This is a genomic window from Rhodomicrobium sp. Az07 (assembly GCF_018619475.1).
Taxonomy (GTDB): Bacteria; Pseudomonadota; Alphaproteobacteria; order Rhizobiales; family Rhodomicrobiaceae; genus Rhodomicrobium.
In genome coordinates, this window is record NZ_JAHFZG010000007.1 from 115,784 (window position 1) to 141,984 (window position 26,201).

Annotated in this window: 19 protein-coding genes; 13 read left to right on the plus strand and 6 right to left on the minus strand. The window is 64.4% G+C overall.

Annotation, left to right across the window (positions count from 1 at the left end; all coding sequences use genetic code 11):
* Nucleotides 1-22 precede the first annotated feature (22 nt).
* From nuoE to KKP04_RS07315, 3 genes are read left to right on the plus strand one after another with little or no spacing between them, the layout of a single operon-like run.
* Nucleotides 23-1,048 (plus strand): NADH-quinone oxidoreductase subunit NuoE, encoded by a 1,026-nt coding sequence (gene nuoE / locus KKP04_RS07305; RefSeq protein WP_215028568.1) that lies wholly within the window; start codon nucleotides 23-25, stop codon nucleotides 1,046-1,048.
* A 2-nt stretch (nucleotides 1,049-1,050) separates the two neighbouring features.
* Nucleotides 1,051-2,343 (plus strand): NADH-quinone oxidoreductase subunit NuoF, encoded by a 1,293-nt coding sequence (gene nuoF / locus KKP04_RS07310; protein ID WP_215028570.1) that lies wholly within the window; start codon nucleotides 1,051-1,053, stop codon nucleotides 2,341-2,343.
* 19 nt (nucleotides 2,344-2,362) lie between these two features.
* Entirely contained in the window at nucleotides 2,363-2,944 is a 582-nt protein-coding gene (locus KKP04_RS07315; RefSeq protein ID WP_215028572.1) for a plasmid pRiA4b ORF-3 family protein, read from the plus strand.
* Between the two features lie 17 nt (nucleotides 2,945-2,961).
* On the opposite strand, the gene KKP04_RS07320 is transcribed toward KKP04_RS07315, so the two are convergent.
* From KKP04_RS07320 to KKP04_RS07335, 4 genes are read right to left on the minus strand one after another with little or no spacing between them, the layout of a single operon-like run.
* Nucleotides 2,962-5,052 (minus strand): hypothetical protein, encoded by a 2,091-nt coding sequence (locus tag KKP04_RS07320; RefSeq protein ID WP_215028574.1) that lies wholly within the window; start codon nucleotides 5,050-5,052, stop codon nucleotides 2,962-2,964.
* A 7-nt stretch (nucleotides 5,053-5,059) separates the two neighbouring features.
* The gene (locus KKP04_RS07325) at nucleotides 5,060-7,936 is read right to left on the minus strand and encodes a DUF4159 domain-containing protein (RefSeq protein WP_215028576.1); all 2,877 of its coding nucleotides are present in this window, start codon (nucleotides 7,934-7,936) and stop codon (nucleotides 5,060-5,062) included.
* Entirely contained in the window at nucleotides 7,933-8,889 is a 957-nt protein-coding gene (locus tag KKP04_RS07330; protein ID WP_215028578.1) for a DUF58 domain-containing protein, read from the minus strand. Before KKP04_RS07330 ends, KKP04_RS07325 begins: the two co-directional genes overlap by 4 nt.
* A gap of 16 nt (nucleotides 8,890-8,905) precedes the next feature.
* Nucleotides 8,906-9,898, minus strand: a complete 993-nt coding sequence (locus KKP04_RS07335) for a MoxR family ATPase (RefSeq protein ID WP_215028580.1) — start codon at nucleotides 9,896-9,898, stop codon at nucleotides 8,906-8,908.
* A 168-nt stretch (nucleotides 9,899-10,066) separates the two neighbouring features.
* Between KKP04_RS07335 and KKP04_RS07340 the strand changes: the two genes are divergently transcribed.
* The 9 genes from KKP04_RS07340 (at nucleotide 10,067) to KKP04_RS07380 (ending at nucleotide 20,741) form a co-directional block, all read left to right on the plus strand.
* Nucleotides 10,067-10,810: a CoA pyrophosphatase gene (locus KKP04_RS07340; protein WP_215028582.1), complete on the plus strand. Its 744-nt coding sequence runs from the start codon at nucleotides 10,067-10,069 to the stop codon at nucleotides 10,808-10,810.
* Nucleotides 10,797-12,068, plus strand: a complete 1,272-nt coding sequence (locus KKP04_RS07345; RefSeq protein ID WP_215028584.1) for a CCA tRNA nucleotidyltransferase — start codon at nucleotides 10,797-10,799, stop codon at nucleotides 12,066-12,068. The genes KKP04_RS07340 and KKP04_RS07345 overlap by 14 nt, the downstream gene beginning before the upstream one ends.
* Nucleotides 12,069-12,299: 231 nt before the next feature.
* Nucleotides 12,300-12,572: a 30S ribosomal protein S20 gene (rpsT, locus tag KKP04_RS07350; protein ID WP_215028591.1), complete on the plus strand. Its 273-nt coding sequence runs from the start codon at nucleotides 12,300-12,302 to the stop codon at nucleotides 12,570-12,572.
* A 747-nt stretch (nucleotides 12,573-13,319) separates the two neighbouring features.
* On the plus strand, nucleotides 13,320-13,553 hold the full coding sequence (locus tag KKP04_RS07355; protein ID WP_215028593.1) for a hypothetical protein: 234 nt from the start codon (nucleotides 13,320-13,322) through the stop codon (nucleotides 13,551-13,553).
* A gap of 74 nt (nucleotides 13,554-13,627) precedes the next feature.
* Nucleotides 13,628-15,127 carry a chromosomal replication initiator protein DnaA gene (gene dnaA, locus KKP04_RS07360; RefSeq protein ID WP_215028595.1) on the plus strand — a complete coding sequence of 500 codons (1,500 nt, stop codon included), beginning with the start codon at nucleotides 13,628-13,630 and terminating at the stop codon, nucleotides 15,125-15,127.
* A gap of 91 nt (nucleotides 15,128-15,218) precedes the next feature.
* Nucleotides 15,219-16,340 (plus strand): DNA polymerase III subunit beta, encoded by a 1,122-nt coding sequence (dnaN, locus tag KKP04_RS07365; RefSeq protein ID WP_215028596.1) that lies wholly within the window; start codon nucleotides 15,219-15,221, stop codon nucleotides 16,338-16,340.
* Between the two features lie 249 nt (nucleotides 16,341-16,589).
* Nucleotides 16,590-17,780: a DNA replication/repair protein RecF gene (recF, locus tag KKP04_RS07370; protein ID WP_215028687.1), complete on the plus strand. Its 1,191-nt coding sequence runs from the start codon at nucleotides 16,590-16,592 to the stop codon at nucleotides 17,778-17,780.
* Nucleotides 17,781-17,829: 49 nt separating this feature from the next.
* Entirely contained in the window at nucleotides 17,830-20,265 is a 2,436-nt protein-coding gene (gene gyrB, locus KKP04_RS07375) for a DNA topoisomerase (ATP-hydrolyzing) subunit B (protein ID WP_215028598.1), read from the plus strand.
* Between the two features lie 125 nt (nucleotides 20,266-20,390).
* Nucleotides 20,391-20,741, plus strand: a complete 351-nt coding sequence (locus KKP04_RS07380; RefSeq protein WP_215028599.1) for a YbjQ family protein — start codon at nucleotides 20,391-20,393, stop codon at nucleotides 20,739-20,741.
* 262 nt (nucleotides 20,742-21,003) lie between these two features.
* Here KKP04_RS07380 and KKP04_RS07385 read toward each other — a convergent pair whose 3' ends face one another.
* Both KKP04_RS07385 and KKP04_RS07390 read right to left on the minus strand, forming a co-directional pair.
* On the minus strand, nucleotides 21,004-21,375 hold the full coding sequence (locus KKP04_RS07385; RefSeq protein WP_215028601.1) for a polymer-forming cytoskeletal protein: 372 nt from the start codon (nucleotides 21,373-21,375) through the stop codon (nucleotides 21,004-21,006).
* Nucleotides 21,376-21,696: 321 nt separating this feature from the next.
* Nucleotides 21,697-22,185 carry a peroxiredoxin gene (locus tag KKP04_RS07390; protein WP_215028603.1) on the minus strand — a complete coding sequence of 163 codons (489 nt, stop codon included), beginning with the start codon at nucleotides 22,183-22,185 and terminating at the stop codon, nucleotides 21,697-21,699.
* 270 nt (nucleotides 22,186-22,455) lie between these two features.
* On the opposite strand from KKP04_RS07390, the gene KKP04_RS07395 reads away from it, so the two are divergent.
* A complete protein-coding gene (locus KKP04_RS07395) occupies nucleotides 22,456-26,124 on the plus strand; it encodes a DUF3971 domain-containing protein (RefSeq protein WP_215028605.1) in 3,669 nt (1,222 codons plus the stop codon).
* Nucleotides 26,125-26,201: the final 77 nt, after the last annotated feature.

A 26,201-nucleotide genomic window follows, 5' to 3' on the forward strand; every position in this document is an offset into this window, starting at 1 on the left:
GCAAGAACTTCTGGGAACCCGCATGTCCGTCCGACGCCTCGATCCGAACCAGCCGAGCGACTTCGAATTCACGCCCGAAAATCTGGCGTGGGCGAAAGAGCAGATCAAGAAATACCCCGAAGGCCGCCATCAGGCCGCCGTCATCCCGCTTCTCTGGCGCGCGCAGGAGCAGCACGACCGCTGGCTGCCGGAGCCCGCGATCCGCTATGTCGGCGATCTTCTCGGCATGCCCTATATCCGGGTGTACGAGATCGCGACCTTCTACTCGATGTTCAACCTGTCGCCGGTCGGTCGCTACCATGTGCAGGTGTGCGGCACGACGCCGTGCATGCTTCGCGGCGCGGAAGACATCAAGAAGGTCTGCAAGCGCGAGATCGGCGCCGAGCGCGAGGTGACGCCCGAAGGCGTGTTCTCATGGATCGAGGTCGAATGCCTCGGCGCGTGCGTGAATGCGCCCATGGTGCAAATCAATGACGACTATTACGAAGACCTGACGCCGGAGAATTTCGAAGCCGTGCTGTCAGGGCTTCGGCGCGGCCGCGACGTGAAACCCGGCCCGCAGACAGGGCGTCAGTTCTCGGCCCCGGAAGGCGGCCCGACGACGCTTCTTTTCCGCGACGAAGAGAAGCAGGAGCCGCAGCCGGAGCGCGCAGCAGAGGAAGCGCAGACTCAGGCGGAGGTACAGGGCGCGGTCGAAGCCGCATCGCCGGTTCAGCCGCCCGAAGCAAAATCGGGCGATGTCGGCCGCGTCGAGGAAGAGCGCGCGCGCTTCGAGCGGCCGGACGGCGACCCCGACGATTTTACCAGGCTCGCAGACCTCGATCCCGACGCGCAGCACGCGCTGAATGCCATCGGCATCACCCGTTACGGGCAGGTCGGCCGCCTCACTGCCGAGGATGTGGAGTGGATCGAAACGCGCTATCCTCGGTTCAAGGGCAAGACATCGCAGTGGCTCACTGCCGCGAAGGCTCTTGACGAGACGAATACGCCGGGCGGCGCTGCCCCCGATGCGGCTGGACGCGAAACCGAGCCGAAGGACAAGGACTGAGCATGCTTTCCGATAAAGACCGCATCTTCAAGAACCTTTACGGACAGCACGACTGGGGCCTGAAGGGCGCGCGCGAGCGCGGCGCGTGGGACAACACGAAGGCGCTCCTCGAAAAGGGCCAGGACTGGATCATCGAGGAGATGAAGGCGAGCGGGCTGCGCGGTCGCGGCGGCGCGGGCTTCTCCACCGGCATGAAATGGTCTTTCATGCCCAAAAAGCCGGACGACCGCCCGCATTACCTCGTGGTGAACGCCGACGAGTCCGAGCCCGGCACCTGCAAGGACCGCGAAATCATCCGCCACGATCCGCACCTCCTCATCGAGGGCGCGCTCATCGGCGCTTTCGCGATGCAGGCGCACGTCGTCTACATCTACATTCGCGGCGAATTCATCCGCGAGCGCGAGCGCCTGCAAGCGGCCATCGATCAGGCTTACGAGGCGCGCCTCATTGGCAAGAACAACATCCATGGGTGGGACTGCGATATTTATGTCCACCATGGCGCGGGCGCCTATATCTGCGGCGAGGAAACGGCGCTCCTGGAAAGCATCGAAGGCAAGAAGGGCCAGCCGCGCCTGAAGCCGCCGTTCCCGGCCAATGCGGGCCTGTGGGGTGCGCCGACGACGGTCAACAATGTCGAGTCGATCGCCGTTGTGCCCGACATCCTCCGGCGCGGTGCGGCATGGTTTGCAGGCCTCGGCAAGCCGAACAACACGGGCACCAAGCTCTTCTGCATCTCGGGCCACGTCGAGCGGCCCTGCAATGTCGAAGAGGAAATGGGCATCTCCTTCCGCGAACTCGTTGAGAAGCACGCGGGCGGCGTTAGCGGCGGCTGGGACAATCTGCTTGCCATCATCCCCGGCGGCTCGTCGGTGCCGTGCGTGCCCGCGCATATGTGCAACGACCTCGGCATGGATTTCGACAGCCTCCGCAACGTCGGCTCCGGTCTCGGCACGGCGGCGGTGATCGTCATGGACAAGTCAACCGACATCGTGAAGGCCATCTCGCGCCTGTCGTACTTCTACAAGCACGAAAGTTGCGGCCAGTGTACGCCCTGCCGCGAGGGCACGGGCTGGATGTGGCGCGTGATGGAACGCATGGTCGAAGGCCGCGCGGAGCACGCCGAGATCGATATGCTGTGGGATGTCTCGAAGCAGATCGAAGGGCACACCATCTGCGCGCTCGGCGATGCCGCCGCGTGGCCGGTGCAGGGCCTGATCAGGCATTTCCGCCACGAGATGGAAGCGCGGATCGACGCGTTCCAAGCCAAGCACAAGGCGCGCGTCGCGGCGGAGTAGGTGTTTTGATGGGGTGCCAATGACGACAACCGCCGTTCCCGATTCCGCCCGCCTGAAGATCACGCTGCTCGATCTCGACCCCGCGCCGTGGCGCGAAGTCGAGGTGCCGCTGTCGATGACCTTCAAGGGGCTGCACGACACCATTCAGGCCGCCTTCCTGTGGCACAACAGCCATCTGTGGGAGTTCGAGGTCGGAGACCGGCGGTACGGGCTGCCGCTCGATGGCGATGACGACATCAAGGACGCTACGACCGCGCGTCTGGTCAAGTTGCGCGACGAGGGGATAGCGGAGTTGCTCTATACCTACGACATGGGCGACAATTGGGAGCACCATATCGAAGTCGTCTCTTTGTTCGAGGCCCCCTCGGACTCTCGCCTGCCCGCTTTCATCGCCGGACAGTGGCGCAGGCCCCCGGAGGACGTCGGCGGCGCTCCCGGTTTCGAGGCCTTCCTCGAAGCTCTCGCCGATCCCTCGCACGAGGAGCACGACGATCTGGTCGACTGGTATGGCGCCGACACCTTCGACCGCGAGGACATCGAGCCGGATGTCATCAAGATACAGATGGCCCGGCTTGCCGCCAGACGCCGCTCGAAAAAATAAGGCGCCGGTGGAGCAGCCTAACGCCCTTCGCGATACCAGGTCAGCGCAAGCAGGCCGAGTACGAACCCGAGCGCGGCGAAGCCTGCCATGAGAGGCGTATAGGACACGGCCTTGACCTCGAACGCGTCCTGCGACTTGAGCCCCATCCATGTGCCGCCCGCGAATCGATGGCCTGACTTCACAACCGATATAGAGGGCACGTCCTTCGCGGGGGCATCCATCGTGCCGCCGAGGTAAAAAGCGCCGCCGCCCGACTTGTCGAGGATCGGCCGCATCGGCTCGTCGGTGGCGATCACCTTGCGAAATTCGGGCGCGTTGAGGTCGCCCGCGATGGCGACTGCTGTCAGCCCGTCCATCGCGATGCGATGCACGCCCGCCTCGTTCGTCGCAACCGTCTTGGAAAAGCGCCCCGGCGCGGTTTCGTCGAGCGCGACCTTCACTTCCTTGCCCGAAGGCAACGTCAGGGTCGCCTCGCCGATTTCACCCTTTATCGTGCGGCGCTCGACAGTGATGTCGTTGCGGCCCGCGCGCGCGGCCAGCGCCTCTTCTTCGAGGTCCGGCTCCTTCATCAGCCAGTGCGCGAGGCGACGCAGCAAATCGACATGCGGGCCGCCGCCTTCATAGCCGCGCGCCCAGAGCCAGGCGTGATCGGACAGCAGCAGCGCCACGCGGCCCTCGCCGCGCCGGTCGAGTACGAGCAGCGGCTTGCCTTCCGCGCCGCTCATCACCACCTCGCCGCGCTCGGCATGACTGTCCACCACGCGGAACCAGTGGCCCCATTTCGGCTCCTGCCCGTCCTTCTGCGGTGCGCCGGGAAGCCGGGCCGTGACCGGATGCTTCTCGCCTTCCTTCGTGATCGCCGGGCGGAACGGCTCCTCCACCACGCGGCCCGTGGGCCGCGCGGGCAGCACCGCGCCAAGCGGCGTCCGGGCCAGACTCACGGGCGAGGCGTAATCCGTTCCCGCCGCCACCAGCACAGCGCCGCCCTGTTCGACGTACCGCGCGACGTTGTCGAGATAGATCATCGGCAGGACGGCGCGGCGTTGATAACGGTCGAAGATGATGAGATCGAACTGGTTCAGCTTCTCGGAAAAAAGCTCGCGCGTCGGAAAGGCGATGAGCGAAAGCTGGTCGATGGGCGTGCCGTCGTGCTTTTCCGGCGGCCGAAGGATAGTGAAATGCACGAGGTCGACCGCCGCGTCGGAGCGCAGCAGGTTGCGCCAGGTGCGTTCGCCCGCATGCGGCTCGCCCGACACCAGCAGCACGCGCAGATTCTCGCGCACACCCTGCGCCTGAATAACCGTCTTGTTGTTGATCGTGGTGAGTTCGCCCGGTTCCGGCTTCAGATCCACTTCGACGATGTTCGGCCCGGCGCGGTCGAAGCGCATCCTGATCGGCACGGTCTTGCCGTAGGGTGCGGTGATGGTCTCCACCGGGCCTGAGGCGCGGTGTATCAGGATGGTCGCAAGCCCTGAGCCGTCCTTGCCGCTTTTCTCCGCGCGAATTTCGGCCGTCTGCTCGGAGCCGACGAGACCGAAGCGCGGCGCGGACACCACCTCGATGCGGTTGTCCTTTTCGTTCGGCGCGCCCGCGATCAGCGCATGAACCGGCGCATCGAAGCCGAGCCGCGCCTTGTCCTGCGGCACATCGTGGATTTGCCCGTCGGTGATGAACACTGCCCCCGCCACGCGTCCCGGCGGGATGTCGCCCATGGCCTTGTCCAGCGCGGCGAAAAGCTCGGTCGATTCGCCGCCTTGCTGATCGGTCGGCGTGGCATGGACCCAGCGCACTTCGAGATCGGGAACTCCCGCGAATTTCTCCTTCAGCGCGGCTTCGATGTCGCGGGCGCGGTCGGCGCGACCGGCAAGCTGCATGCTGGAGCTTTCGTCCACCACCACCACGGCGATGTTCGACAAAGGCTGACGCACCTCGTTCTTGAGATTGGGATTGGCGAGCGCGAGAAGGAGGCACGCAAGCGCGAGCGCGCGCAGGAACAGGCCGCGCCGGTTCCGCCAGGCGGAGAGCGCGAGCACAAGAAGGCAGGCGATGCCGAGCGCGATCAGCACCTCGCGCGGGAAAAAGGGGAAGAACTCGAACGACCAGTTCATTTCTGTACTAGTGCCCCAACCGTTCGAGGATAGCGGGTACGTGAACCTGATCGGCCTTGTAGTTCCCCGTCAGCGCGTACATCGCGATGTTGACGCCGACGCGATAGGACATTTCGCGCTGGTCCTCGCCGCCGGGCACGACTGCGAACATCGGGCGGTCGCTGTCGTCCATCGCCCAGGCGGAGGCGAGATCGTTCGACGTGACGATGATGGAACTGACGCCGTCAGACTTGACGCCGCGCCGCGCCGCATCGGCCGATTCCTGGCGCGCCTCAACCCATGGGTCGCCATTATCCCAGCGGCCGGGGAAGGATTGCAGCAGATAGAAGGATCGCGTCAGTACGTGATCCTCGGGCGCGCGCTGGAGCGGCGGGATGTCGAGCTTGCCGAGAAGCTGCGCGAGCGGCGTTCGGCCGCCGCGCGCGAGCAGGCTTTCCGGGCTCGCTTCTTCGTTTCTGGTGTCGAAAATGATGAGTCCGCCCTGCTTCATGTAGGCGTCCACTTTCGCAAGCACATGATCCGGCAGCGGCTCCGCGTTCGGAAGTACGGGCCAGTAGATCAGTGGGAAGAACACGAGTTCGTCCTTCGCCGGATTGACCGCGATCGGCTCGCCGGGTTCCACCGCCGTGCGCGCCGACAGGATGCGGGACAGACCGGCCAGCCCGGCCTGACTCACGCGGTCGGCCTCGGAATCGCCGGTGAGAATATAGGCGAAGCGCGTTTCGAGGGAGGCAGCCATGGCGAAGTCGGCGGCTTCCTTCGAAAGCCCCGATGCGCTTGCGGCGGGTTTGGGCGCGACCGCGCGGGTTTCGGCGTGCGATTCGGCGCCGAGGCCGAAAGCGAGGCCGAGCGCGAGCACGGCGGCTGCGGGCTTCCGCCAGCGTGGCGCGCTTCGTCCGAGTAAAAGCGCGCATGCGATGCCGTCGAGCAGGAACAGGCAGAGCGCGGCGAGAAACAGCCAAGGCGCGAGCGCGATGGTTTTCGCCTCGGTAAACACGGCGACGCGGGCGCCGTCGACCCCCTTGAGCGCGGCGAAGGCGTCGCCGTCCTGAACGACGTTGAAGGCGCGGACCGCGTTTTGCGGGCCGTAAAGACCGGGCGGGTTGGCGGCGCTGACGCGGGCCGTGTCGGCATCGCCCGCCGGGATCGGCTGCGCGCGTTCGCCCGGAACGCCGAGCTTGCCGAACCCGTCGAGCGCTCGCCAAGGCTTTAGCGGCGCTTCCCGGTTGAGAGCAGCAGCCTGCATCTCGCCCGAAAGGGCATCTGCGTTCGTGCTTCGCGAAAGCTGTAACGGCGACGCTTCAAGAGTTTTACGCATCATCTCCACGAAAAGACCCGAAATAGGTAGATTAGACCAATCCGGGTTCGCGGTAATGTGAAAAAAGACTAAAGTCCCGGCCCCTCGCCTTGCCGCCGTGACGAGAGGCGTCCCGTCGGAGAGCCGTGCCCAGACCTTCGTTTCTCGCGGCATTTTTGCCGGGTCCGCCAGCACTTGCCGCGATATGGCGACATCTTTCGGAATCGCCAGCCGATTGAAGGGAGACTTCTCCTCGAAAGCCGCTGGCGTCTGGGGCGATGTCCAGGTCATCGCGCCGCCGAGCGTGCGTCCGCCTTCGCGCAGCGGCACGGGGAGAAGCGTATCGCCGCCCTGTTCGAGCCTCGGGCCGGCAAAGCGGATCAGCATCCCGCCTTCTTCCACGAAGGCTTTCAGGCGTTCGCCGACAGCACCGGAAAGGCGGCCTACGTCGGAGAGGATGATCACCGAAGGCTTCGCCGCGACGAGATCGGTGGTCGCCACGTCGAGATTGGCCGTGCGCGGGCGAACGATCTCCGCGAAGGGTGTCAGCGCGCGTTCGAGATAATAGGTCGGCGACAGAAGCGGCTGCGCGTCGTCGTTGCCTTCGGTCGCGACGAGGCCCACGCGGCGGCGCTGTGACCGCCCGTCGAGCAGGAATACGCCGCCCGCGGACGCCTCGCCCACGATTTCGAGCCGCGCGACCTGATTGCGCAAGTCGAGCGGCAGGTCGAAGGCGACGTCCGCCGAGGAGGGGCCGCTCTTGAGATCGAACGATGCGACGGCCAGCCGCTCGCCGCGCGCCGTCACGGCCGCAACCTGACCGACCCGCTGCGAGGCTTCGGCCTTCAAGACCTTGGCCGTGATCGGTCCGGCATTGGCGGAGGCCGGACGCGTGAGCGCGAGCGCCCCTGTGCCGCCCGGATCGCTGTAAAGGTCGATGACGCCGCCCGTTGCAGCGCTTGCCAGTGCCTTGTTGAGCGCCGCCGTGCCGCTGTCATCCACGCCGTCCGCGAGCCAGGCCACGGACAGCTTGCCGCGTTGCGCGCCAAGCTCGCGCTCGACCTGCGCCGCCAGCGCCGCGCGGTCGCCGGGGTACGGCTGCGGGAGGAGCGAGGCGAAGCGCTGGCGAAACTCCACCGGCGTCAGCGGCTGAAGCGGCGCGGATGGCCCGGCCGTCGCGGCAAGATACATTGTCTGCCCGCTTTCTTCCGCGAGCACGGCGAGTTGCTCGGCGAAGGCGCGGCGCGCGGCCCAGCGGCTCGCGCTTTGCCAGCCATTATCGACGACGACGAGGAGCGGCTGCGCGAGCGTGGCGTCGGCGGTCGCGGGCGGCTTGATATGCGGACCGGCGAGCGCGCCGATCACGGCGGCGGCGACCAGCATGCGAAGGGCCGTCAGCCACCATGGGCTGCGAACCGGCGTCTTCTCGCGATGTTTCAGCCCGATCAGGATGGAGGTCGGCGGGAATGCCACCGTGTCGGGACGCGGCGGTGTCGCGCGCAGCAACCACCAGATCAGCGGCAGCGCGGCCAGCCCCGCCAGCATCCACGGCGCGGAAAAACTCAGCGATTGAAGCGCGGCGATCATGGATCGTTCCCAGCCTGCGGTTGGCCTTTCACGAAGCCTGTCGCATGGTAGGCTTTTTCGAGGCCCGACAGATGCATGTGCAGCGCGAGCAGCGCTTCCGTCGCGGCGCGGTCGGTGTGATGCAGGAAAGGCGACCAGTCGACGGCGCGGGCGTGCTGGGCGATGGCGGCCTTGTGAGCGGCGAGCCGGGCGCGGTAGTCGTCGCGCAGGCTTTCGGCGCGCTCGGCGACGTAGTGCTCGCCGTTTTCGGCGTCCACGAAGTCCACGCGGCCCTGATAGGGAAGGCTTTCCTCGGCGGGATCGAGGATGCGCATGAGGTGGCCGCGCGCACCCTGCCGGGCGATGAGCGCGAACCGCGTCGCGAGCGATGCTTCCGGCTCAAGAAAATCGCTGAAGATCACGATTTCCGAATGTCGGCTGACTCGCCGCCCGCCTTCCGGCAGGCCGCCGAGCGCGCCGATGCCGCGCGCGATCGCCTCGACCATCGCGGTGGCGGCGTTGCGCCTCGTCTTCGGCTCCATGAGGCCGGGTATCCCGACGCGTTCGCCTGCCTCGGAGAGAAGCGTCGCCAGCGCCAGCGCGAGAACGACCGCGCGCTCGGCCTTGGACTGCGTCGCGAGGTGCGAGCGGAACATCATGGAGGGCGAAAGGTCGATCCAGATCCAGACCGTGTGCGCCGCCTCCCATTCGCGTTCGCGAACATAGAGATGGCTCGAACTGGCGGAGCGGCGCCAATCGATGAGCGCAGACGGGTCGCCCGCCTCGAAGGTGCGGTATTGCCAGAAGGTTTCCCCCGGCCCGGCGCGCCGCCGCCCGTGCGTGCCTTGCGCGACGGTGATCGCCACGCGCCGCGCCTCCATCAGAAGCGCGGGCAATTTGGCCACGAGATCCTGCGATGCGCCTTCAAGGGCAAGGGCCGATGGCCGCGAAAGAAGTTCCGACGCCGACGTCAAAGGGTGTGGGCCTCGCCTATTTCAATTTTGCGAGAAGGGAGTCGATGACTTCGTCGACGGTGACGTTTTCCGTGCGCGCCCCGAAAGTCAGCGCCATGCGGTGGCGCAGCACGGGCTTCGCGAGCGCGATCACGTCGTCGACGGAGGGTGCGAAGCGGCCGTCGAGCAGCGCGCGAGCGCGGACGGTAAGCATGAGCGACTGGCTGGCGCGCGGACCGGGCCCCCAGGCGACGAGTTCGTTCACGCGCGGCCCGGCTTCCGGCGTATTCGGACGCGCGGAGCGGACGAGGGTGAGGATCGCGTCGACCACGCTGTCGCCCGCCGGGATCTGGCGCACGAGTTGTTGCGCGGCGATAACTTCCGCCGCCGTCAGCACGGGCTGCACGGTGCGGTCTTCGGTGCCGGTGGTGGAATAGAGCATGCGGCGCTCGGCGGTTGCGTCGGGATACGAAATGTCCACCTGCAAAAGGAAGCGGTCGAGTTGCGCTTCGGGCAGCGGATAAGTGCCTTCCTGCTCAAGCGGGTTTTGCGTCGCGAGCACGAAGAAGGGCGCGGGCAGCGCATAGGTCTGTCCGGCGTAGGTGACTTGCTGTTCCTGCATCGCCTGAAGGAGAGCGGATTGCGTCTTCGGGCTGGCGCGGTTGATCTCGTCCGCCATCAGAAGCTGCGCGAAGACCGGCCCCGGCACGAAGCGGAAGGTGCGGCGGCCGTCCTTGTCCTCCAGAACTTCGGTGCCGACGATGTCGGACGGCATGAGGTCGGGCGTAAACTGGATGCGCTTCGCGTCAAGTCCGAGCGCCGCGCCGAGCGCCTCGACAAGCGAGGTCTTCGCGAGGCCGGGCACGCCGATCAGGAGCGCATGACCGCCGGACAGAATATTGACGAGCACAAGCTCGATGACGGCATCCTGCCCGAAGATGACGCGGGAGATCGAATCCTTGACGCGCGAGACCTTGGCGCGAATGTCGTCGACGCGGGAAACGATATCCGGCTCGGAGGGATGCAGCATCGATTGAAACCTGCTGGTTGAGACGCACGTCCATAAGAGTTTATATGCTGCCGCGTTCCGGTGATACAACCGACGGGCGGCAGTCTTAATGCGGGCGGCACGCCCTTGCGGCGGGCTTCCTTTGAGAGAGCGCTGCATCAATTTGTTCGTTTTGTGGAGACGGTGCCCATGGCGGGGCTTTCGGCGCACGTGCCCGAGCTTGACATAAGTCCTTTTTCGCCAACGGGTTTTACCGCGCTGGCATACTCGCGCGGAATTGACCTCGAAAAGGCCGCCTGGATGGCGAACCAGCCGGCGACATACGGCATCGATGCGGGACGGCGGCTCGACGAGACCGGTAATCCTAACGCAAATTTAAGGCTGGAAATTCTCATCCCGCCCGAGAAATGGCGCATGGCGGCGGTGCTCGTGCCCATCGTGGCGCGCGAGCCCGAGGTGACGGTGCTGCTGACGCTGCGCACCGCTCATCTCTCCGCCCATGCGGGGCAGGTGGCCTTCCCCGGCGGCAAGGTCGAGACGTCCGATCCGACGCCTATCCAAAGCGCGCTCCGTGAGGCGCATGAGGAAATCGGCCTTGTCCCGGAGTTGGTGAAGCCCCTCGCGCTGCTCGACCTGCACAATACAGGGACCGGCTTTCGCGTCATTCCGGTGGTGGCGCTGGTGGACCCGTCCTTCGTGCCTCAGCCGGAGCCGAACGAGGTGGCGGACGTTTTCGAGGTGCCGCTCTCCTTTCTCATGAACGAACGGAATCACCTGCGGCATTTGCTCGACTGGCAGGACTACCGCATCCTGTTCCATGCGATGCAGTTCGAGGAGCGGTTCATCTGGGGCGCGACGGCGGCGATGTTGCGCAACCTTTACGAAAGGCTGTATGCCCCGCGTGACGAGGGCCAGATTCATGACCAAGCTTGAAAATGTGACGGTGGCGGATGCGGCGTGGTTCCGCGCGCCCGAGGTGCGGGCCGTGTTCGACTGCCTCAACCGCGAAGGGTTCGAGGTGCGCGCTGTGGGCGGAGCGGTGCGTAACGCGCTTCTTAACGAGCCGGTGATGGACGTCGATTTCGCGACGACGGCAAAGCCCGAGGATACGCTGCGTCTGGCGGCTGCCGCCCGCATAAAGACGGTGCCGACCGGCATCGACCACGGCACGATCACGCTGGTGGTGGACAGCGTCCCCTTCGAGGTGACGACGCTGCGCCGCGATCTCGACACGGACGGTCGACGCGCGACGGTGGCATTCGGCGACGACTGGGCCGAGGACGCCCGCCGCCGCGACTTCACGCTGAACGCGCTTTACGCGGACGCGGGCGGCGCGGTTCACGACCCGCTCGACGGCCTGCCCGATCTTCTGACGCGGCGCGTGCGCTTCGTCGGCGACGCGGACACGCGCATCCGCGAGGATTATCTGCGCATCCTGCGGTTCTTCCGCTTCAGCGCCGACTATGCCAAGGGCGAGTTCGATGCCGACGGCGTGGCTGCCTCGATTCGCGAGCGCCATGGGCTGAGGCGCCTCTCGGCGGAGCGCGTTCGCGCGGAAATGCTGCGCATCCTTGTCACGGTGCGCGCGGATGAAGCGATTCGCGTCATGGACGAGAGCGGGCTGCTTCTCATCGTGCTCGGCGGTATCGCGAGGCGCAGCCGTTTCGACCGCATCGCCGCCATCGAGGCAAAGCTTGAACTGATGCCCGATCCGATGTACCGGCTCGCCGCGCTTTCGATTTTCGTCGAGGAGGATGCGGAGCGGCTCGCGCGCAGGCTGCGTCTGTCGAACGACGAACGAAACGACCTGATGGGGCTCGCTTCCGTGGCGCCGTGGTTCCGCGCGCCGCTCGCCAAGCGGGATCTCGAAACGCTGCTCTATCGAATCGGCGTGCGCACCTATCTTGGCAGTGTGCTGATCGGCTGGGCCGCGTCCGGCGCGCCTCTCGACGATGAGGCATGGCGATTCGCGGCCGAGTTGCCGCGCGAATGGCAGCGCCCCAAATTCCCGGTCAACGGCGCGGATCTTCTGAACGAGGGCTGGCTGCCCGGCCCGGGACTCGGCGCGCATTTGCGCTACCTCGAAGAGCAGTTCATTGCCAGCGGCTTCACGCTCGACCGCGAGACGCTGCTTGCGCTTGAGGACAGGAACGCGCGACCGAACGGCGTCGCGGGATCGCACGGCGGTTGAAACGCGATCCCCGCCGCCGCAAGGCTCCCCGCACGAACCTTGTCCGCGGCGGGATAAAGCCCTCCTTTATGAGGGGGATCGCGGCGTCAGGCTCGCCGCCCACATTGACGCTTGCTTGCTTCGCTTGTATATGCAGGGCAGGTTGCTGCCCATGGGGCAAGCGGACACGGTTTTTTATTCCCGAAATAAGCTTGAAGCGCGGGTTGTTCGCTCGCGAGAGGACTACGTCATATGGCAAATACGAAATCGGCCAAGAAAGCCGCCCGTCAGGCGGAACGCCGCACGCTGGTCAACAAGGCGCGCAAGAGCCGCGTGCGCACTTTCGTGCGCAAGGTCGAGGAAGCGATCGCATCCGGTAACAAGGAAGCCGCGAATCTGGCGCTGCGCGAGGCGCAACCCGAGATCATGCGCTCGGCTTCGAAGGGCATCCTTCACAAGAATACCGCGTCCCGCAAGATTTCCCGGCTGTCGGCTCGCATCAAGGCTCTTGGCCAGGCGGCCTAGAATCCTGATGACTGATGCGGAATTGCATCAGTGGCTTAAGCGGGAGTTTCGCCCCCGCTTGCGAGTCGGAGCCACTTTTATAATGGTTTCAGATGCTTAAGCACTTTTAGTGCGGAAGCACCGATAGGGCTGGGCCAGGCACGCTTCCTCAGTCAATGAAAAACAGCAACCAATGCGGGAGCCGCCAACGGGCAGCCCCGCATTTTTTTTGTCCGCGCAAAGGTAACCGAATCTTAAGGGATTCCCGTAGCTTGCGAGTCGATTCGCGCTCTCGTTCGAAGCAGGCTCTGCAACCCTGGCGTGTGGATTTGCATCTCGTTCGTAGGGGGAGGCCACTTGCGCAGGTGCCCCGGCCTTTGTATTGTTGGCTCTCCGAACGGGGGTGTTCCCCTCCTGAATTTGTAACCTTGTAATGCGTACCGAGCTGAAGCCAAGTGGGGTGGCCTCCACGGCTGCAAGCGCGATGTCCATGATCAGGCAATGGATAGTCGGTGCGCGCCGGATTCTGTCCGGAATCGTGTTCACCTTCTGTCCGCAAGGCATTGGGCGGGAGGAAGACGTATGCGAAGTGACTGCATCGCGGCTCTGCCGCAATCTCTATGTGTTTATGCGTGGAAGCTCCCGTCGACGCGCCATATGCGTCCGGTTCTTCCCGATCATGCGCGCGGATCCGTTTCGCGGCGGCACGGTCGCCTTCGGACCGAAGTCTCGAACGCCGAGCACCCTTCCCTTCCCTGGAAGGCCTATGTGGCGTCGAGGGAGTTCCAGAATCTGGCATCCGATCTCGCCGACGCGGTGTTCGCGTCCGCCTCGGCCAACCATCCTTCCCAGCATAAGCCGGATCGTCCTTCCAGCCTGATCTCGCGACGGCGTCCCGAAAAAGGCGCGCGGTCGCATCGCATTCTGGCCCCGATCATTCCAGACTGCCGGGACGCCTTGCTCGATATTGACGACGGCCGGGCGCTCGCCTTCGCGGCGTAGCGCGTATTTCCAAGGCCGAACAAAACATATCCAATGAAACGCTGAGGCCCCGAGCGGGCCGCGAGGATGTTGAAATGGAAGCCCTGAATATCTCGACAACCTCTTCGGTCGAACAGACGTCGATCGAACACAAATGGCGGCGTATCCAGAGCCGCCTGCGCGCCGAACTCGGCGAAGACGTCTTTACGAGCTGGTTTGGTCGCGTCGAGCTGGACTCCTGCGATGGACGCGTGGTGCATGTTTCCGTTCCGACCAAGTTTCTGCGCAACTGGCTGCAATCGCATTATTCCGACAAGCTGCTTGCCTGCTGCGGCACTGAACTGAACGGCGTGAACCGTCTCGAATTCCGCGTTCGCCAGCCGCATCTCGCTCCCGTCGATAAAATGAAGCCGTCGCCGGTCGCCGCCGTCGTGGAGCCCGCAATGCCGAAGGCGTCGCAGGCCACGCCATCCTCGGCGGTGCCGCTTCGCATCGTCAACGCACCCGTGCGAGACGGGCGCACCGGGCTTGAAGGCTTCGAGGGATCTCCGCTCGATCCGCGTTACACCTTTCAGTCCTTCGTCGTCGGCTCACCGAACCGTCTCGCGCATGCGGCTTCCTTTCAGGTCGCCGAAAGCACCCCCGATCAGCCTCTGAAGTATAATCCGCTCTACATCCACGCGCGCGTCGGCATGGGCAAGACGCATCTTCTCCACGCCATTGCGTGGGAGATGAAGGCGCGCAATCCGAATGCGAAGGTGCTGTACCTCACCGCCGAGCGCTTCATGTACAGCTTCGCGGAAGCGCTTCAGACCCGCGACGCGCCTGCGTTCAAGGAAAAGCTGCGCACCATCGATCTCCTCATCATCGACGATATGGAGTTCCTGCAAGGCCGCACCTTCCAGCAGGAATTCTGCCACACGCTGAATTCGCTCATCGATGGCGGCAAGCAGGTTGTGGTCGCAGCGGACTGCGCACCCCTGCTGCTGGAAAGCTTCGATGCGCGGATGCGCTCGCGCCTGTCCGGCGGCCTCGTCGCGGAAATGTCGGCGCTCGATTTCGACCTGCGGCTCAAGATCCTCCAGCGCCGCGCGGCGGAAAAGATGGCGCTCTCGCGCGGATTCGAAGTGCCCGCCGACGTGCTCGAATATCTCGCGACCCAACTCACCGAAAACGGCCGCGAGCTTGAGGGCGCGATCACGCGTCTTCATGCGACGTGGCAGCTCACCGGCGAAAAGGTAACGGTGGACGCGGCCGAAAACACCATCGGCGACCTGATCCGCTCGAAGGAGCCGAAGCGCGTCAAGATCGACGACATCCTTCGCATCGTCGCCAAGCATTACGGCGTGCAGCGCGGGGATCTGCTTTCCAGCCGCCGCAACCAGTCCATCGTGCGGCCTCGCCAGATCGGCATGTACCTCGCGAAAACGCTGACCTCGCGCTCGCTTCCGGAAATCGGTCGTCGCTTCGGCGGACGAGACCATACGACCGTCCTGCACGCGATCCGCAAGATCGAGTCGCTGAAACAGGCGGATGGCGTGCTGAAGGACGAACTCGATTCGCTGTCTCGCATGCTGAAGGACGGCAACGTCTGACGACCCGCTCCGGCTGCGCTTGACTCTTCGTCGCCGCAGCCTTCAAATGCTTGCCTAACAAGGAGAACACCGCTTCAGCGGGGTAGTTTTAATGCGCTTTGTTGTCGATCGGAACGCAATGCTCCGCGCGCTGGGGCATATCACGGGCATCGTCGAGCGGCGGAACACCATTCCGATCCTGAGCAACATCCTCATCGGTGCGGATCGTGACGGCGGGCTCACGTTCAAGGCGACGGACCTTGACATGGAGGCGGTCGAGGCCGTGCCCGCGAAGGTCGACGTGGCGGGCGCTGTAACGGTGCCCGCGCATACGTTGCACGACATCGTTCGCAAACTCCCCGAGGGTGCGGAAATCCGTATCGAGCGCAAGGGCAACGAAGGCCGCCTCAAGGTCGCTGCCGGCCGCGCGAGTTTCGAGCTGGCGATCCTGCCCGCCGACGACTTCCCCGACATGGGGCAGACCGAACTGCCGACACGCTTCTCCGTCGACAGCGGCGAACTCAAGCGCCTGTTCGAAAAGGCGCGCTTCGCCATTTCCACCGAAGAGACGCGCTATTATCTGAACGGAATCTATCTCCACGCGGTCGATGGACCCGAGGGCGCGAAACTCCGCGCGGTCGCGACAGACGGTCATCGTCTTGCGCAGGTCGAGACGGAAAGCCCCGCCGGTGCAAGCGGAATGCCCGGCGTTATCGTGCCGCGCAAGGCGGTCGGCGAGGTGATCAAGCTGCTCGAAGCGGGCGCCGCGCCAGTCGAAGTGACGCTGTCACCGGCGAAAATCCGGTTCGCGGTGGGCGATCTTGTGCTCACTTCGAAGCTGATCGACGGTTCGTTCCCCGATTATGGGCGCGTCATACCGACGAACAACAAGAAATTTCTCCTGCTCGAAAACGCCGATCTCGTGAAGGCGGTCGACCGCGTGTCGACCCTCTCTTCCGAGAAGGGGCGGGCCGTGAAGCTCAATGCGGCCGAAGGGCGCCTCGTCGTTTCGGCCAACAACCCCGAATCGGGTTCGGCGACGGAGGAAATCTCGGCCGAGTATCAAGACGAGCCGCTCGAAATTGGTTTCAATGCGCGCTACCTGCTTGACATCGCCAGCCAGATCGACGGAACGAAATCGCTGTTCAAGCTTGCCGATGGCTCATCGCCAACGCTGATTTCGGACGAGGCCGACGCATCCGCGCTCTATGTGCTCATGCCGATGCGCGTCTGAGGCTGGCGGCGAAGGGCGCCGGACCGGCGGCCCGCGCATCGGCTGAGAGTGGCTCTGATTGCGGGTAATGGAACCGGCGCGGGGCAGGCATGGCTCGGCGGCTATGGCGACTAGGCGCCTAGAGCAGCCCGCCTTAGTTTCGTCCGAACCATGATCTTCATGAAAAACGGCGTCCATTTTGCGGGCCATGCTCTGAACAATTCAAGCCAACTGACCGCGCCAAGCGTGGCGGCACCCTTCCGGACCCCGATGCCCGCAACCGACCGCATAGCCATTGCCAGGCTCACGCTCAAAGACTTCCGCAATTACGAAGCGGTGACCCTCCTTACCGGGGCGGGTCCGGTCGTGCTCGCGGGGGCGAACGGCGCGGGCAAGACGAATTGTCTCGAAGCGGTGTCGCTGTTGACAGCGGGGCGCGGACTTCGCTCGCTGCCCTTCCCCGAGCTTGCACGAAGCGGCGGATCGGGGGGCTGGGCCGTCGCGGCCGAGCTTGGCGCGGCGGGCGAGGAGATGCATATCGGCACCGGCATTCAGCTTCCGCCCGATGGCATGCTGACGGCCAGAACGGCACGTACCGTCAAGATCGACCACGCTCTTGCAAAGAGTTCGGGTTCGCTGGCGCGCATCCGCATGCTGTGGCTTACGCCATCGATGGACGGGCTGTTCACCGGCCCGGCCGCCGACCGCCGCCGCTTCCTCGACCGGCTGGTGTTGAGCCTCGACCCCGGCTATGGCGCGGCGGCGGCCGCATTCGAGCGCGCAATGCGGCAGCGTAACAAGGCGCTCGAAGAGTTCGATTCGCCGCCGATGCTGACCGCCATCGAAGCGCAGATGGCAGAAGCCGCCGTGGCGATGGCGGTCGCGCGGGCACGGGCCATCGCGGCGCTTTCCGGCGAGATCGAGGCGGAGCGCGCGCGCGACCCGGACTCGCTTTTCCCGTGGGCGGCGCTTACCCTCAACGGCATGCTGGAAGACCAGGCGGCCACGCTTTCGGAAGATGCGATGCGCGACGGATATGCCCGCGCGCTAGCGCAAGGCCGCGACCGGGACCGCGCGGCGGGGCGCACGCTGTCCGGCCCGCACCGCTCCGACCTCCACGTGACCCACGGACCGAAGGCGATGCCCGCGCGGATGTGCTCGACCGGCGAACAGAAGGCCCTGCTCGTCGGTCTCGTCCTCGCTCAGGCGCGGCTCATCAAGCGCGCCGCGGGTGGAACCGCGCCCCTGATTTTGCTCGATGAAATTGCCGCGCATCTCGACATTAGCCGCCGCGAGGCGCTGTTTTCGTCTATTGTCGCGCTGAACGCCCAGGTGTGGATGACGGGGACGGACCTCGCCACCTTCACTCCCTTGCGAAATGCCACAGAAACGCAGCTTTTCGTTGTTTCAAACGGCACTATAATGCCCGCGAATGATGCAGAACGCGCTGCGAAACACTAAATAAGAGAATGTCTTCGCCGCCCACCGCGCGGCCCAACCAGGTGCATTGATGGAAGCAGCAAGACGCAGGGACGCTGAGGTGGAAGCCTATGGCGCAGAGAGCATCAAGGTTCTCAAGGGCCTCGATGCGGTGCGCAAGCGCCCCGGCATGTATATCGGCGATACGGACGACGGCTCGGGCCTCCACCACATGGTTTACGAGGTGGTGGACAACGCCATCGACGAGGCGCTGGGCGGCTATGCGGATTATGTGTCGGTTACGCTGAACGCCGACGGCTCCGTCACGGTCGAAGACAACGGGCGCGGCATCCCGACGGAAATCCATTCGCAGGAAGGCGTTTCCGCCGCCGAAGTCATCATGACGCAGCTCCACGCCGGCGGCAAATTCGACCAGAATTCCTACAAGGTGTCGGGCGGGCTGCACGGCGTGGGCGTGTCCGTGGTGAATGCGCTGTCGACGCGGCTCGAACTCACGATCTGGCGCAGCGGCCTCGAGCATTTCATCGCATTCGCGGACGGCGTGCCGGTCGAACCGCTGAAGATCGTCGGCCCGGCTCCCGACCGTCGCGGCACGCGCGTAACCTTCACGCCGAGCCCGGCGACGTTCACGATGGTCGACTTCGACTATGCGACGCTCGAATTCCGGCTGCGCGAACTCGCCTTCCTCAATTCCGGCGTCTACATCCGGCTCACCGATCTGCGCGGCGTCGAGCCGGTCAAGAGCGAGTTCAAATATGAGGGCGGCCTCAAGGCCTTCGTGCAATATCTCGACCGCGCGAGAACGCCGCTTTTTCCCGTGCCCGTTTTCGTCCAGGCGGATCGCGAAGGCGTCGCCGTGGAAGCCGCGCTCTGGTGGAACGACGGCTACCACGAGAACGTGCTCTGCTTCACGAACAACATCCCGCAGCGCGACGGTGGCACTCACCTTGCGGGCTTCCGCGCCGCGCTCACCCGCACCATCAACACTTATGCCGCAGCGACCGGCGTGGCCAAGAAGGAGAAGGTGCAGCTTACCGGCGACGACGCGCGCGAAGGCTTGACCTGTGTGCTGTCGGTGAAGGTGGCGGACCCGAAATTTTCGAGCCAGACCAAGGACAAGCTCGTGTCGTCCGAGGTGCGCCCCGCCGTCGAGGGCACCATGACGGACATCCTCGGCACATGGTTCGAGGAGCACCCGGTCGAAGGCAAGCTGATCCTGCTGAAGGTGGCGGAAGCGGCGGCGGCGCGCGAAGCGGCCCGGAAGGCGCGCGAACTCACGCGCCGCAAGGGCGTGCTTGATGTGGCGAACCTGCCCGGCAAGCTGGCCGACTGTCAGGAGCGCGATCCCGCGAAATCTGAGGTGTTCCTCGTCGAGGGCGACAGCGCGGGCGGCTCGGCCAAGCAAGGCCGCGACCGTTCTAATCAGGCCGTGCTGCCGCTTCGCGGTAAAATCCTCAACGTGGAGCGCGCGCGCTTCGACAAGATGCTGTCGAGCCAGGAAATCGGCACGCTGATCACCGCGCTCGGAACCGGCATCGGCCGCGACGACTTCGACATTGCGAAGCTGCGCTATCATCGGATCATCATCATGACCGACGCCGATGTCGACGGCGCGCATATCCGAACGTTGCTGCTCACGTTCTTCTATCGGCAGATGCCGCAACTTATCGAGTCGGGGCACATCTACATCGCTCAACCACCGCTGTATAAGGTGAAGCGCGGCAGTTCCGAGAATTATCTCAAGGATCAGCGCGCGTTCGAAGACTTCCTGATCGACGGCGGGCTGGAAGGCTCGGTGTTCGTGAGCAACAACGGCGAGCGCCGCTCTGGCCGCGACCTGCGTCAGGCCGTGGAGCGCGCGCGCTCTTTCAGCCATGTGCTCGACGGGATGCATATGCGCTATTCGCGCGCCGTGGTGGAACAGGCGGCCATCGCGGGCCTTCTCAATCCGAAGCTTCTCGATGAGGACGCAGACGAGGCCGCGCGGCTCGCCGACACGGTGGTCGAGCGAATGAAAGCGCTGTCCGAGGAGGCGGAACAGGGCTGGTCGTGGAGGCGCGGCGCGGACAACGGCTTCGTGTTCGAGCGCGAAGTGAGAAGCGTCCGCGAGGCACACGCCATCGACAGCGCGTTGTCGCATTCGGCCGACGCACGCAAGCTGCACTCCTATCACCCGGAATTCGCGGAGCTTTTTTCCGGCAAGACCGTGCTGGAGCGCAAGGGCACGGAAACGCCGCTGCACGGGCCGCGCGACCTTTTGAACGCCGTGTTCGCAGCCGGTCGCGCAGGCATCACCATGCAGCGCTACAAGGGCCTCGGCGAGATGAACCCGGAGCAGCTTCGCGAGACGACGCTCGATCCGAACGTGCGCACCCTCCTTCAGGTGAAGCTCGGCGAACTTGCGGACGCGGACGAGATTTTCGCCAAGCTTATGGGCGACGTGGTGGAGCCGCGCCGCGAGTTCATCCAGCAAAACGCGCTGTCGGTGTCGAATCTGGACATTTGACGACGGCGGCGGAGGAGGGCGCGAACACGGTGACGATGGTCAGCGTGCCCACATCTTCCCCCGGCGCCGCTTGGTCCGACTCCCGTTGTGCAAGTGTAGTTCTCGTAATAATGCTCGGGGGATGCATGCAAGTTTATACGGTGGAAGCTCTTTCCGGGCGGCGCATCGCGGAAGGCGAATTCCTGCACGCGACCATCGTGCTTGCCGCGAACATTTTACGCGATGCGCGCGAGGCGGTGACCAACGCAGTGGGCGGTAAAATGCTGCGCTATGAGCGGCTTCTAGACCGTGCGACGACGGACGCGCTGGAGCTTCTGAAAGAGAAGGCCGCCGCAAAGGGCTACGATGGGGTGCTCGCCGTCCGCATTTCGAACCCGTTCATCGTTCAGGGCAGCGCCGCTGTCACCGTGTACGGGACGGGTTTCACATTTCTTTCCGACGTCGGTTCGGATGACGGCTCTCGGGAGATTGCTTAACCAAAGCCCGAAGAGTGGCGGGGGAGGGGAGGCGCACCGGTGCCTGAGCCTCGCCGCAGCTCCAAAAGCGCGTGACTGTCGTGATGTGGGAGCGCAAGGCGTGGCGCTTGCGACGTTTGCGGTCGGCCAGCCACGCCCGTGAGCAGGCGCGCGATGGCGGCGAGCCGAATAACTCCACCACCGCCAGTTCATGGCCGCGCCGAAACGCGAAAGGGCACGCGGAGCTAGCCCGCGCGCCGATGCCAGAGAGATAAGCCCGATTTTACTCGGCGGCCTGCGAGGTCGGCGAATTCATGCCTTCGAGACGCGGAGCCGTGGCGATCGGATCTTCCGACCGGCGCGACTTGCCTTCAAAGAAGGCGCCCTGCTCAATGGCGAGCGACTTGTGGAAAACGTCGCCTTCGACATGGCTCGAAGCCTGGAGCGTCACGCGGTTGCCGCGCACCGAGCCCATGACGCGACCGCGCACGATCACGTCTTCCGCCACGATGCCGCCCGTGATCTGCGCCTTTTCGCCGACGATCAGCGAAGAGCAATGAACGTCGCCCTGAATCTGGCCGTCGACCTGAACCTCGCCACGCGAGAGCACGTTGCCCGTGACGGTCAGGTCTTCTCCGATGATGGATGGTGCCATGCGGTCTGGTCCCCTGAAGATCGGCGGCTTGGGCGCATAGACGGGCTGTCCGGCGGAAACCTGGGAGGCCGGGCTTCCGAGCGGCGCCAATCCTTGCGCGGGTTGACCGCCAATGGCTTTGCTCGTTGTTTTCGTTATCGGCTTTTGCGAATCGAAATTGCTCATATCGGTCTCTGGCTTTTTACTGAACATCAACGCGACTCCGAGGCGATGCGCGGCGGGCGCTTAACCTTTTAGAGCGGCATCTTCACCATTTCAACGCCGATCATGGCTTCGTTGCAGACGGCACGGACTTCGCGGCGAAATCGTGCCTTTTTTGACTCAGGCAAAGTTTTTTTGCTGCATGTCAGCCGCCTTGCGCACCGCATCGAGCACGGCCTCGGCATGCCCCGGCACCTTCACCTTTCCCCAGCTTGCGAGGATTTTCCCCTCCGGGCCGATCAGGAATGTGGCGCGTTCGACGCCCATATAGGCACGCCCGTACATCTTCTTCTCGACCCAGACGCCGAACGCCTCGATCGCGGCCTTCTCCTGATCCGACAGAAGCATCACGCGAAGCCCGTGCTTGTCGCGAAAATTCGCGTGGCTCTTCACGCTGTCGGGCGAGATGCCGACGATCTCCGCGCCCGCAGCGTCGAACGCATCCTTCAACTCGGTGAAACTTCGCGCCTCGGCGGTGCAGCCGCTCGTATTATCCTTCGGATAGAAATACACAACTTTATAGGGTGCCTTCAGACCGTGTAGCGTCACGGTCATGCCCTCGGCGTCGGGCAGCGCGAAATCAGGAGCCAAATCACCATTCTGAAGCATGGGCGGGCCTTCCTTTCGTCTCTTTTCCCGGTCTATAGAGGCGAAATGCCAAAAAGAAAAGTCTCGCCGCATCCTGCCGGATTGTCGCCGGACACGTGGGGGATGCGAAAGATACACGCGGGGCAACACCCCCGTTTGAAGCTAATTGGGGGAGAAGCGGCATGCGGGCGGTATGGTCTCTTCGCATGATCCAGTCGAAACACGATGGATGACCGTTTTTCATCGAAAAAGCCGCACCATGAACTCGTCCCCGAAAGGCGAGGACGCAATTTGGCGATACCTTTCAAAGCGCAGGTCCAGCTTTCTCGTCTGTCGAAAGGCGGCAAGGTGCTCGCCGACGCCATACCGGGCTCGGTCAAGACAGCCTCACGGCATTCCTTTCGTGTGGGATGGCGCTTGTCCGCCGTGTTCGCGCTCATGTTTTCTCTAGCGGTCGGGGCGCTCTACGCAAAGCTTCTGACCGGGCCGATCTCGTTCGCCTTTCTCGTGCCCGCCGTGCAGGACCGGCTCAACGCGCAGCTCGACGGCTATTCGCTGCGTGTCGGCGACGCGATCCTGCGGCTGTCTTCGAGCTGGGGGCTCGAATTCCGCCTCGCCGACGTCAGCGTCGTCGACGAGAACAATCAGGAAATCGCCAAGGCTCCGCTCGCCTCTGTCGATCTGAGCGAGACATCCCTTCTCAAGCTCGCCCTCGCACCCTCGCAGATCAAACTGCTCGGCCCCAAGATCCTGATATTCAATCTCCCGGGCAGAGGGCTGACGCTGACACCCGAAACGACTCCTGCCTCCGGCCAGGGCTGGGGCGCAAGCCAGGCCGGCTTGGGCGACGGGTGGCAAACCTCCGAAATCGCGCCGCAATCTCCCGAAGTGGCGGGCGTTCATCAACTCGCGCGTCAGGGCCTCCACCTCGCCGAGCCGCGTCCGTTTGCCCTGGATCCGGAACCCATTCTCCGGCGCCTGTTTGCCGCCATCGGCAAGCGAGGCGCATCGTCCCAAGCGTTGAAGAGCATCGGTCTTCAAGATGCTATCGTTTACTTCGCCAATGAAAACAGCGTGTCGACATGGCGTGTCGCGGATTTCCAGCTCAACCTGAACGAACGCGGCAGCAAGAGCATTGTCGACGGCAAGCTGGCGCTCGAACGCAACGGCGCGGTGTGGCATGCGTCGTTCACCGCCGAAAACCGCCCGAACGAGAAACGCTACAAGGTGACTGCCTCGGTCCGCGATGTCGTGCCGAAGACGATCTGGGATAGCTGGCCGTCTCTCGATGCATTGAAGCTTATCGAGCTTCCCGTCAGCGGCGATGCGCATTTCGACATCGGATATGATGGCGGGCTCACCGGGGGCGAGGCGGAAATCCGGCTCGGCGCGGGTCGTTTCTTTGCGCCGTTCGACCAGAAGCATCCGGCCATTATCGATGGCGGCACCTTGCGCGTCTCATATGACAAGGCGAGCGAAGCGGTCATCGTCCGTCCCATGGAGATGCGCTGGGACGAAAGCCTGTTGACCGTTTCCGGGCGAATAGCGCGGGAAACCGATCCCGGCACGGGAAAAGCTCTGTGGCGCGCCGATTTCGACGGCCGGGGTACGCGGCTTTCCGCACCGCAATACGCGGTGGCACCCGTGGCGCTCGACGTTTTCAAGATCGAGGCTGCTTATGACGAGGCAACAGACTCGGTCGCGCTGAACCGCTTTGAACTTGGCAGTGGTGCGTCGCGGCTGGCGTTTTCGGGGCGGGCTTCGCGCGTCAGATCGGGGGGGCCGATTTCGCTCGTCGGCGACATATCGCCGATGCCGTTCTCCTTCCTGAAAGCGATCTGGCCCGTCTTCATGGCAAACGGCGCGCGGGAGTGGGCCGGCACGAACCTGCCCGTCGCGCAGGTCACGGGCGGAACCGTTGCCGTAAACCTTTCGGCAGACGAAATCGCCGCGCTGGACGACGGCGGGGATGTCCCGGAGAGCGGGGTTTCGATGCGCATGGGGCTTTCCGGCGCAAAAATCTACCACATCAAGGGGCTGCCCCCCATCGAAACGCGGGACACGCAACTGCGTGTCAAGGGGCGCCGATTCATCTACGACATTCCCGGCGAGGCGCGCATCGAAGTGCCGAGCGGCAAGGTCGTCACATTCACGGACGGCCAACTCCTCATCGACGATCTGCGCCCCGAGTTTCCCGACGCCGACATCCGCTTCAAGGGAGGCGGCGAAGTTGCGGCCGTGCTGGAACTCCTCGACCAGCCGCCGCTCGGCTACGTGAAAGCAGTCGGTTTCAAGCCATCGCTCGTCAACGGCCAGATGCAGGCGTCGTTCGATGTCAAATTTCCGCTCTTGATGGATCTCAAGTTCGAACAGATGTCCATCACCGGGAAAAGCCGCGTGTCCGACATTCGCTCCGGCGCGATTCCCGGTGGCGTGGCCGTCAATGGCGGCGCGGTGAATTTCGATATCTCGGAAAAGGCCATCGGCGCCAACGGCGAGATCCGCGTGAACGGCGTTCCGGTCACTCTCGTGTGGCAGCGTATTTTCGACGCCCCGCCGGAGAAACAGCCGACGCTTCGCCTCGCCTCGATCCTCAACGAGAAGGCGCGCCACGAGCTTGGCCTGAACGTCAATCACATGGTGAAAGGCGATCTGCCCGTGGCGCTCGCGATCGCGATGCAGCGCGACGGCCCGCCGAAAATCATGATGGAAGCGAACCTCACCAACGCTGACCTGTTTCTCACGGCCATCGGCTGGCGCAAGCCCCCCGGCCAGAAGGCGACCGTCGCCTGCGACGTCATTCGACGCAACGACAATTCCATGCTGTTCGACAATTTCACGATGACAGGCGACGGCATCGCCATCAACGGCCGCGCCGTCATGAATGACAAGCATCGGCTCTCGTCGTTCAGCTTTCCCGACTTTTCAACGAACGCCCTCACCCACCTTTCCATCGCTGGCGAACTCACGCCGCAGAATATCCTGAAGGTGCAGGCGAAGGGTGCGTCGTTCGACGGTCGGCAGTTCTTCAAGGCGCTGCTGAGTGCAGGCAAGATCGCCGACAAGGAACCGCCGCCGCTGAAGGACGAGCCCGGCCTCGACCTGAACGTCGAAATCGAGACGGTGTTCGGCTACTACGACACGAACGTGAAATCCGTCATCGTCGACGCCAGACGGCGGGGCGGCAAGTTCACCTATATCGAAGCGGCGGGCAGGCTCAACGGGGAGTCGCCGGTGGCGGTGCATGTGGACCAGCGCACCCGCGACGCCCGCATCCTGTCGTCGGATGCGACCGATGCCGGTTCCGCTTTCCGGCTTGTCGGCTTCTACGGCGCGATGCGAGGCGGAACGATGAGCCTTCGCATGAGCCTCGATGGCGGCGGGGGCGCGGACAAGAGCGGCACGCTGGAAGTCCGCCGCTTCGCTGTTGTGGGCGACCAGGTTGTGGGTCGTGTGGTGTCGCAAGCGGCAAAGGAAGGCGCGCGCTACAGGCCGGATGCGAAGCAGCCGCAGCAGGTCTACGCAGGCGACGTGTTCCAGTTCGACCGTATGGTGGTGCCGTTCTCCATCGCGCAAAGCCAGTTCCAACTGCACGATGCGGCGATCAACGGCCCGGTGATCGGTGCGACGATGCGCGGGCGGATCGATTTTTCGCGGGAGATACTCGCGCTTTCCGGCACCTATGTCCCGCTCTATGGCTTCAATGCCGTGCTGGGCGTCGTGCCGGTTCTGGGCGACCTCCTCAAGGGACGCGAAAACGAGGGCGTGTTCGGCATCACCTTCGCCGTGCAGGGGCGGACTTCGAACCCGGACGTGATCGTGAACCCGGTGTCGATGCTCGCTCCCGGCTTCCTGCGCCAGATTTTCGAATTCGAGAACGCGCCCGCGCAGCCGGTGCAGCCACAGCCGCAAACGCCGCAGGCTCAGACGCAGCAGCGGACCCCGGCGAAAGTGCGGTAGATCAGCCTGCGTTTAACCGGACTCGATTCGACGCAGAAAAGCTGATCGACAACAGAAACCTACAGCCTCGTGCCGCG

Excerpts from the sequence above, each read along its gene's own strand:
- nuoE (WP_215028568.1), top strand. The coding sequence starts at position 23 with ATGTCCGTCCGACGCCTCGATCCGAACCAGCCGAGCGACTTCGAATTC.
- nuoF (WP_215028570.1), top strand. The coding sequence starts at position 1,051 with ATGCTTTCCGATAAAGACCGCATCTTCAAGAACCTTTACGGACAGCAC.
- KKP04_RS07315 (WP_215028572.1), top strand. The coding sequence starts at position 2,363 with ATGACGACAACCGCCGTTCCCGATTCCGCCCGCCTGAAGATCACGCTG.
- KKP04_RS07320 (WP_215028574.1), bottom strand. The coding sequence starts at position 5,052 with ATGAACTGGTCGTTCGAGTTCTTCCCCTTTTTCCCGCGCGAGGTGCTG.
- KKP04_RS07325 (WP_215028576.1), bottom strand. The coding sequence starts at position 7,936 with ATGATCGCCGCGCTTCAATCGCTGAGTTTTTCCGCGCCGTGGATGCTG.
- KKP04_RS07335 (WP_215028580.1), bottom strand. The coding sequence starts at position 9,898 with ATGCTGCATCCCTCCGAGCCGGATATCGTTTCCCGCGTCGACGACATT.
- KKP04_RS07340 (WP_215028582.1), top strand. The coding sequence starts at position 10,067 with ATGGCGGGGCTTTCGGCGCACGTGCCCGAGCTTGACATAAGTCCTTTT.
- KKP04_RS07345 (WP_215028584.1), top strand. The coding sequence starts at position 10,797 with ATGACCAAGCTTGAAAATGTGACGGTGGCGGATGCGGCGTGGTTCCGC.
- rpsT (WP_215028591.1), top strand. The coding sequence starts at position 12,300 with ATGGCAAATACGAAATCGGCCAAGAAAGCCGCCCGTCAGGCGGAACGC.
- dnaA (WP_215028595.1), top strand. The coding sequence starts at position 13,628 with ATGGAAGCCCTGAATATCTCGACAACCTCTTCGGTCGAACAGACGTCG.
- dnaN (WP_215028596.1), top strand. The coding sequence starts at position 15,219 with ATGCGCTTTGTTGTCGATCGGAACGCAATGCTCCGCGCGCTGGGGCAT.
- recF (WP_215028687.1), top strand. The coding sequence starts at position 16,590 with ATGCCCGCAACCGACCGCATAGCCATTGCCAGGCTCACGCTCAAAGAC.
- gyrB (WP_215028598.1), top strand. The coding sequence starts at position 17,830 with ATGGAAGCAGCAAGACGCAGGGACGCTGAGGTGGAAGCCTATGGCGCA.
- KKP04_RS07380 (WP_215028599.1), top strand. The coding sequence starts at position 20,391 with ATGCAAGTTTATACGGTGGAAGCTCTTTCCGGGCGGCGCATCGCGGAA.
- KKP04_RS07385 (WP_215028601.1), bottom strand. The coding sequence starts at position 21,375 with ATGGCACCATCCATCATCGGAGAAGACCTGACCGTCACGGGCAACGTG.
- KKP04_RS07390 (WP_215028603.1), bottom strand. The coding sequence starts at position 22,185 with ATGCTTCAGAATGGTGATTTGGCTCCTGATTTCGCGCTGCCCGACGCC.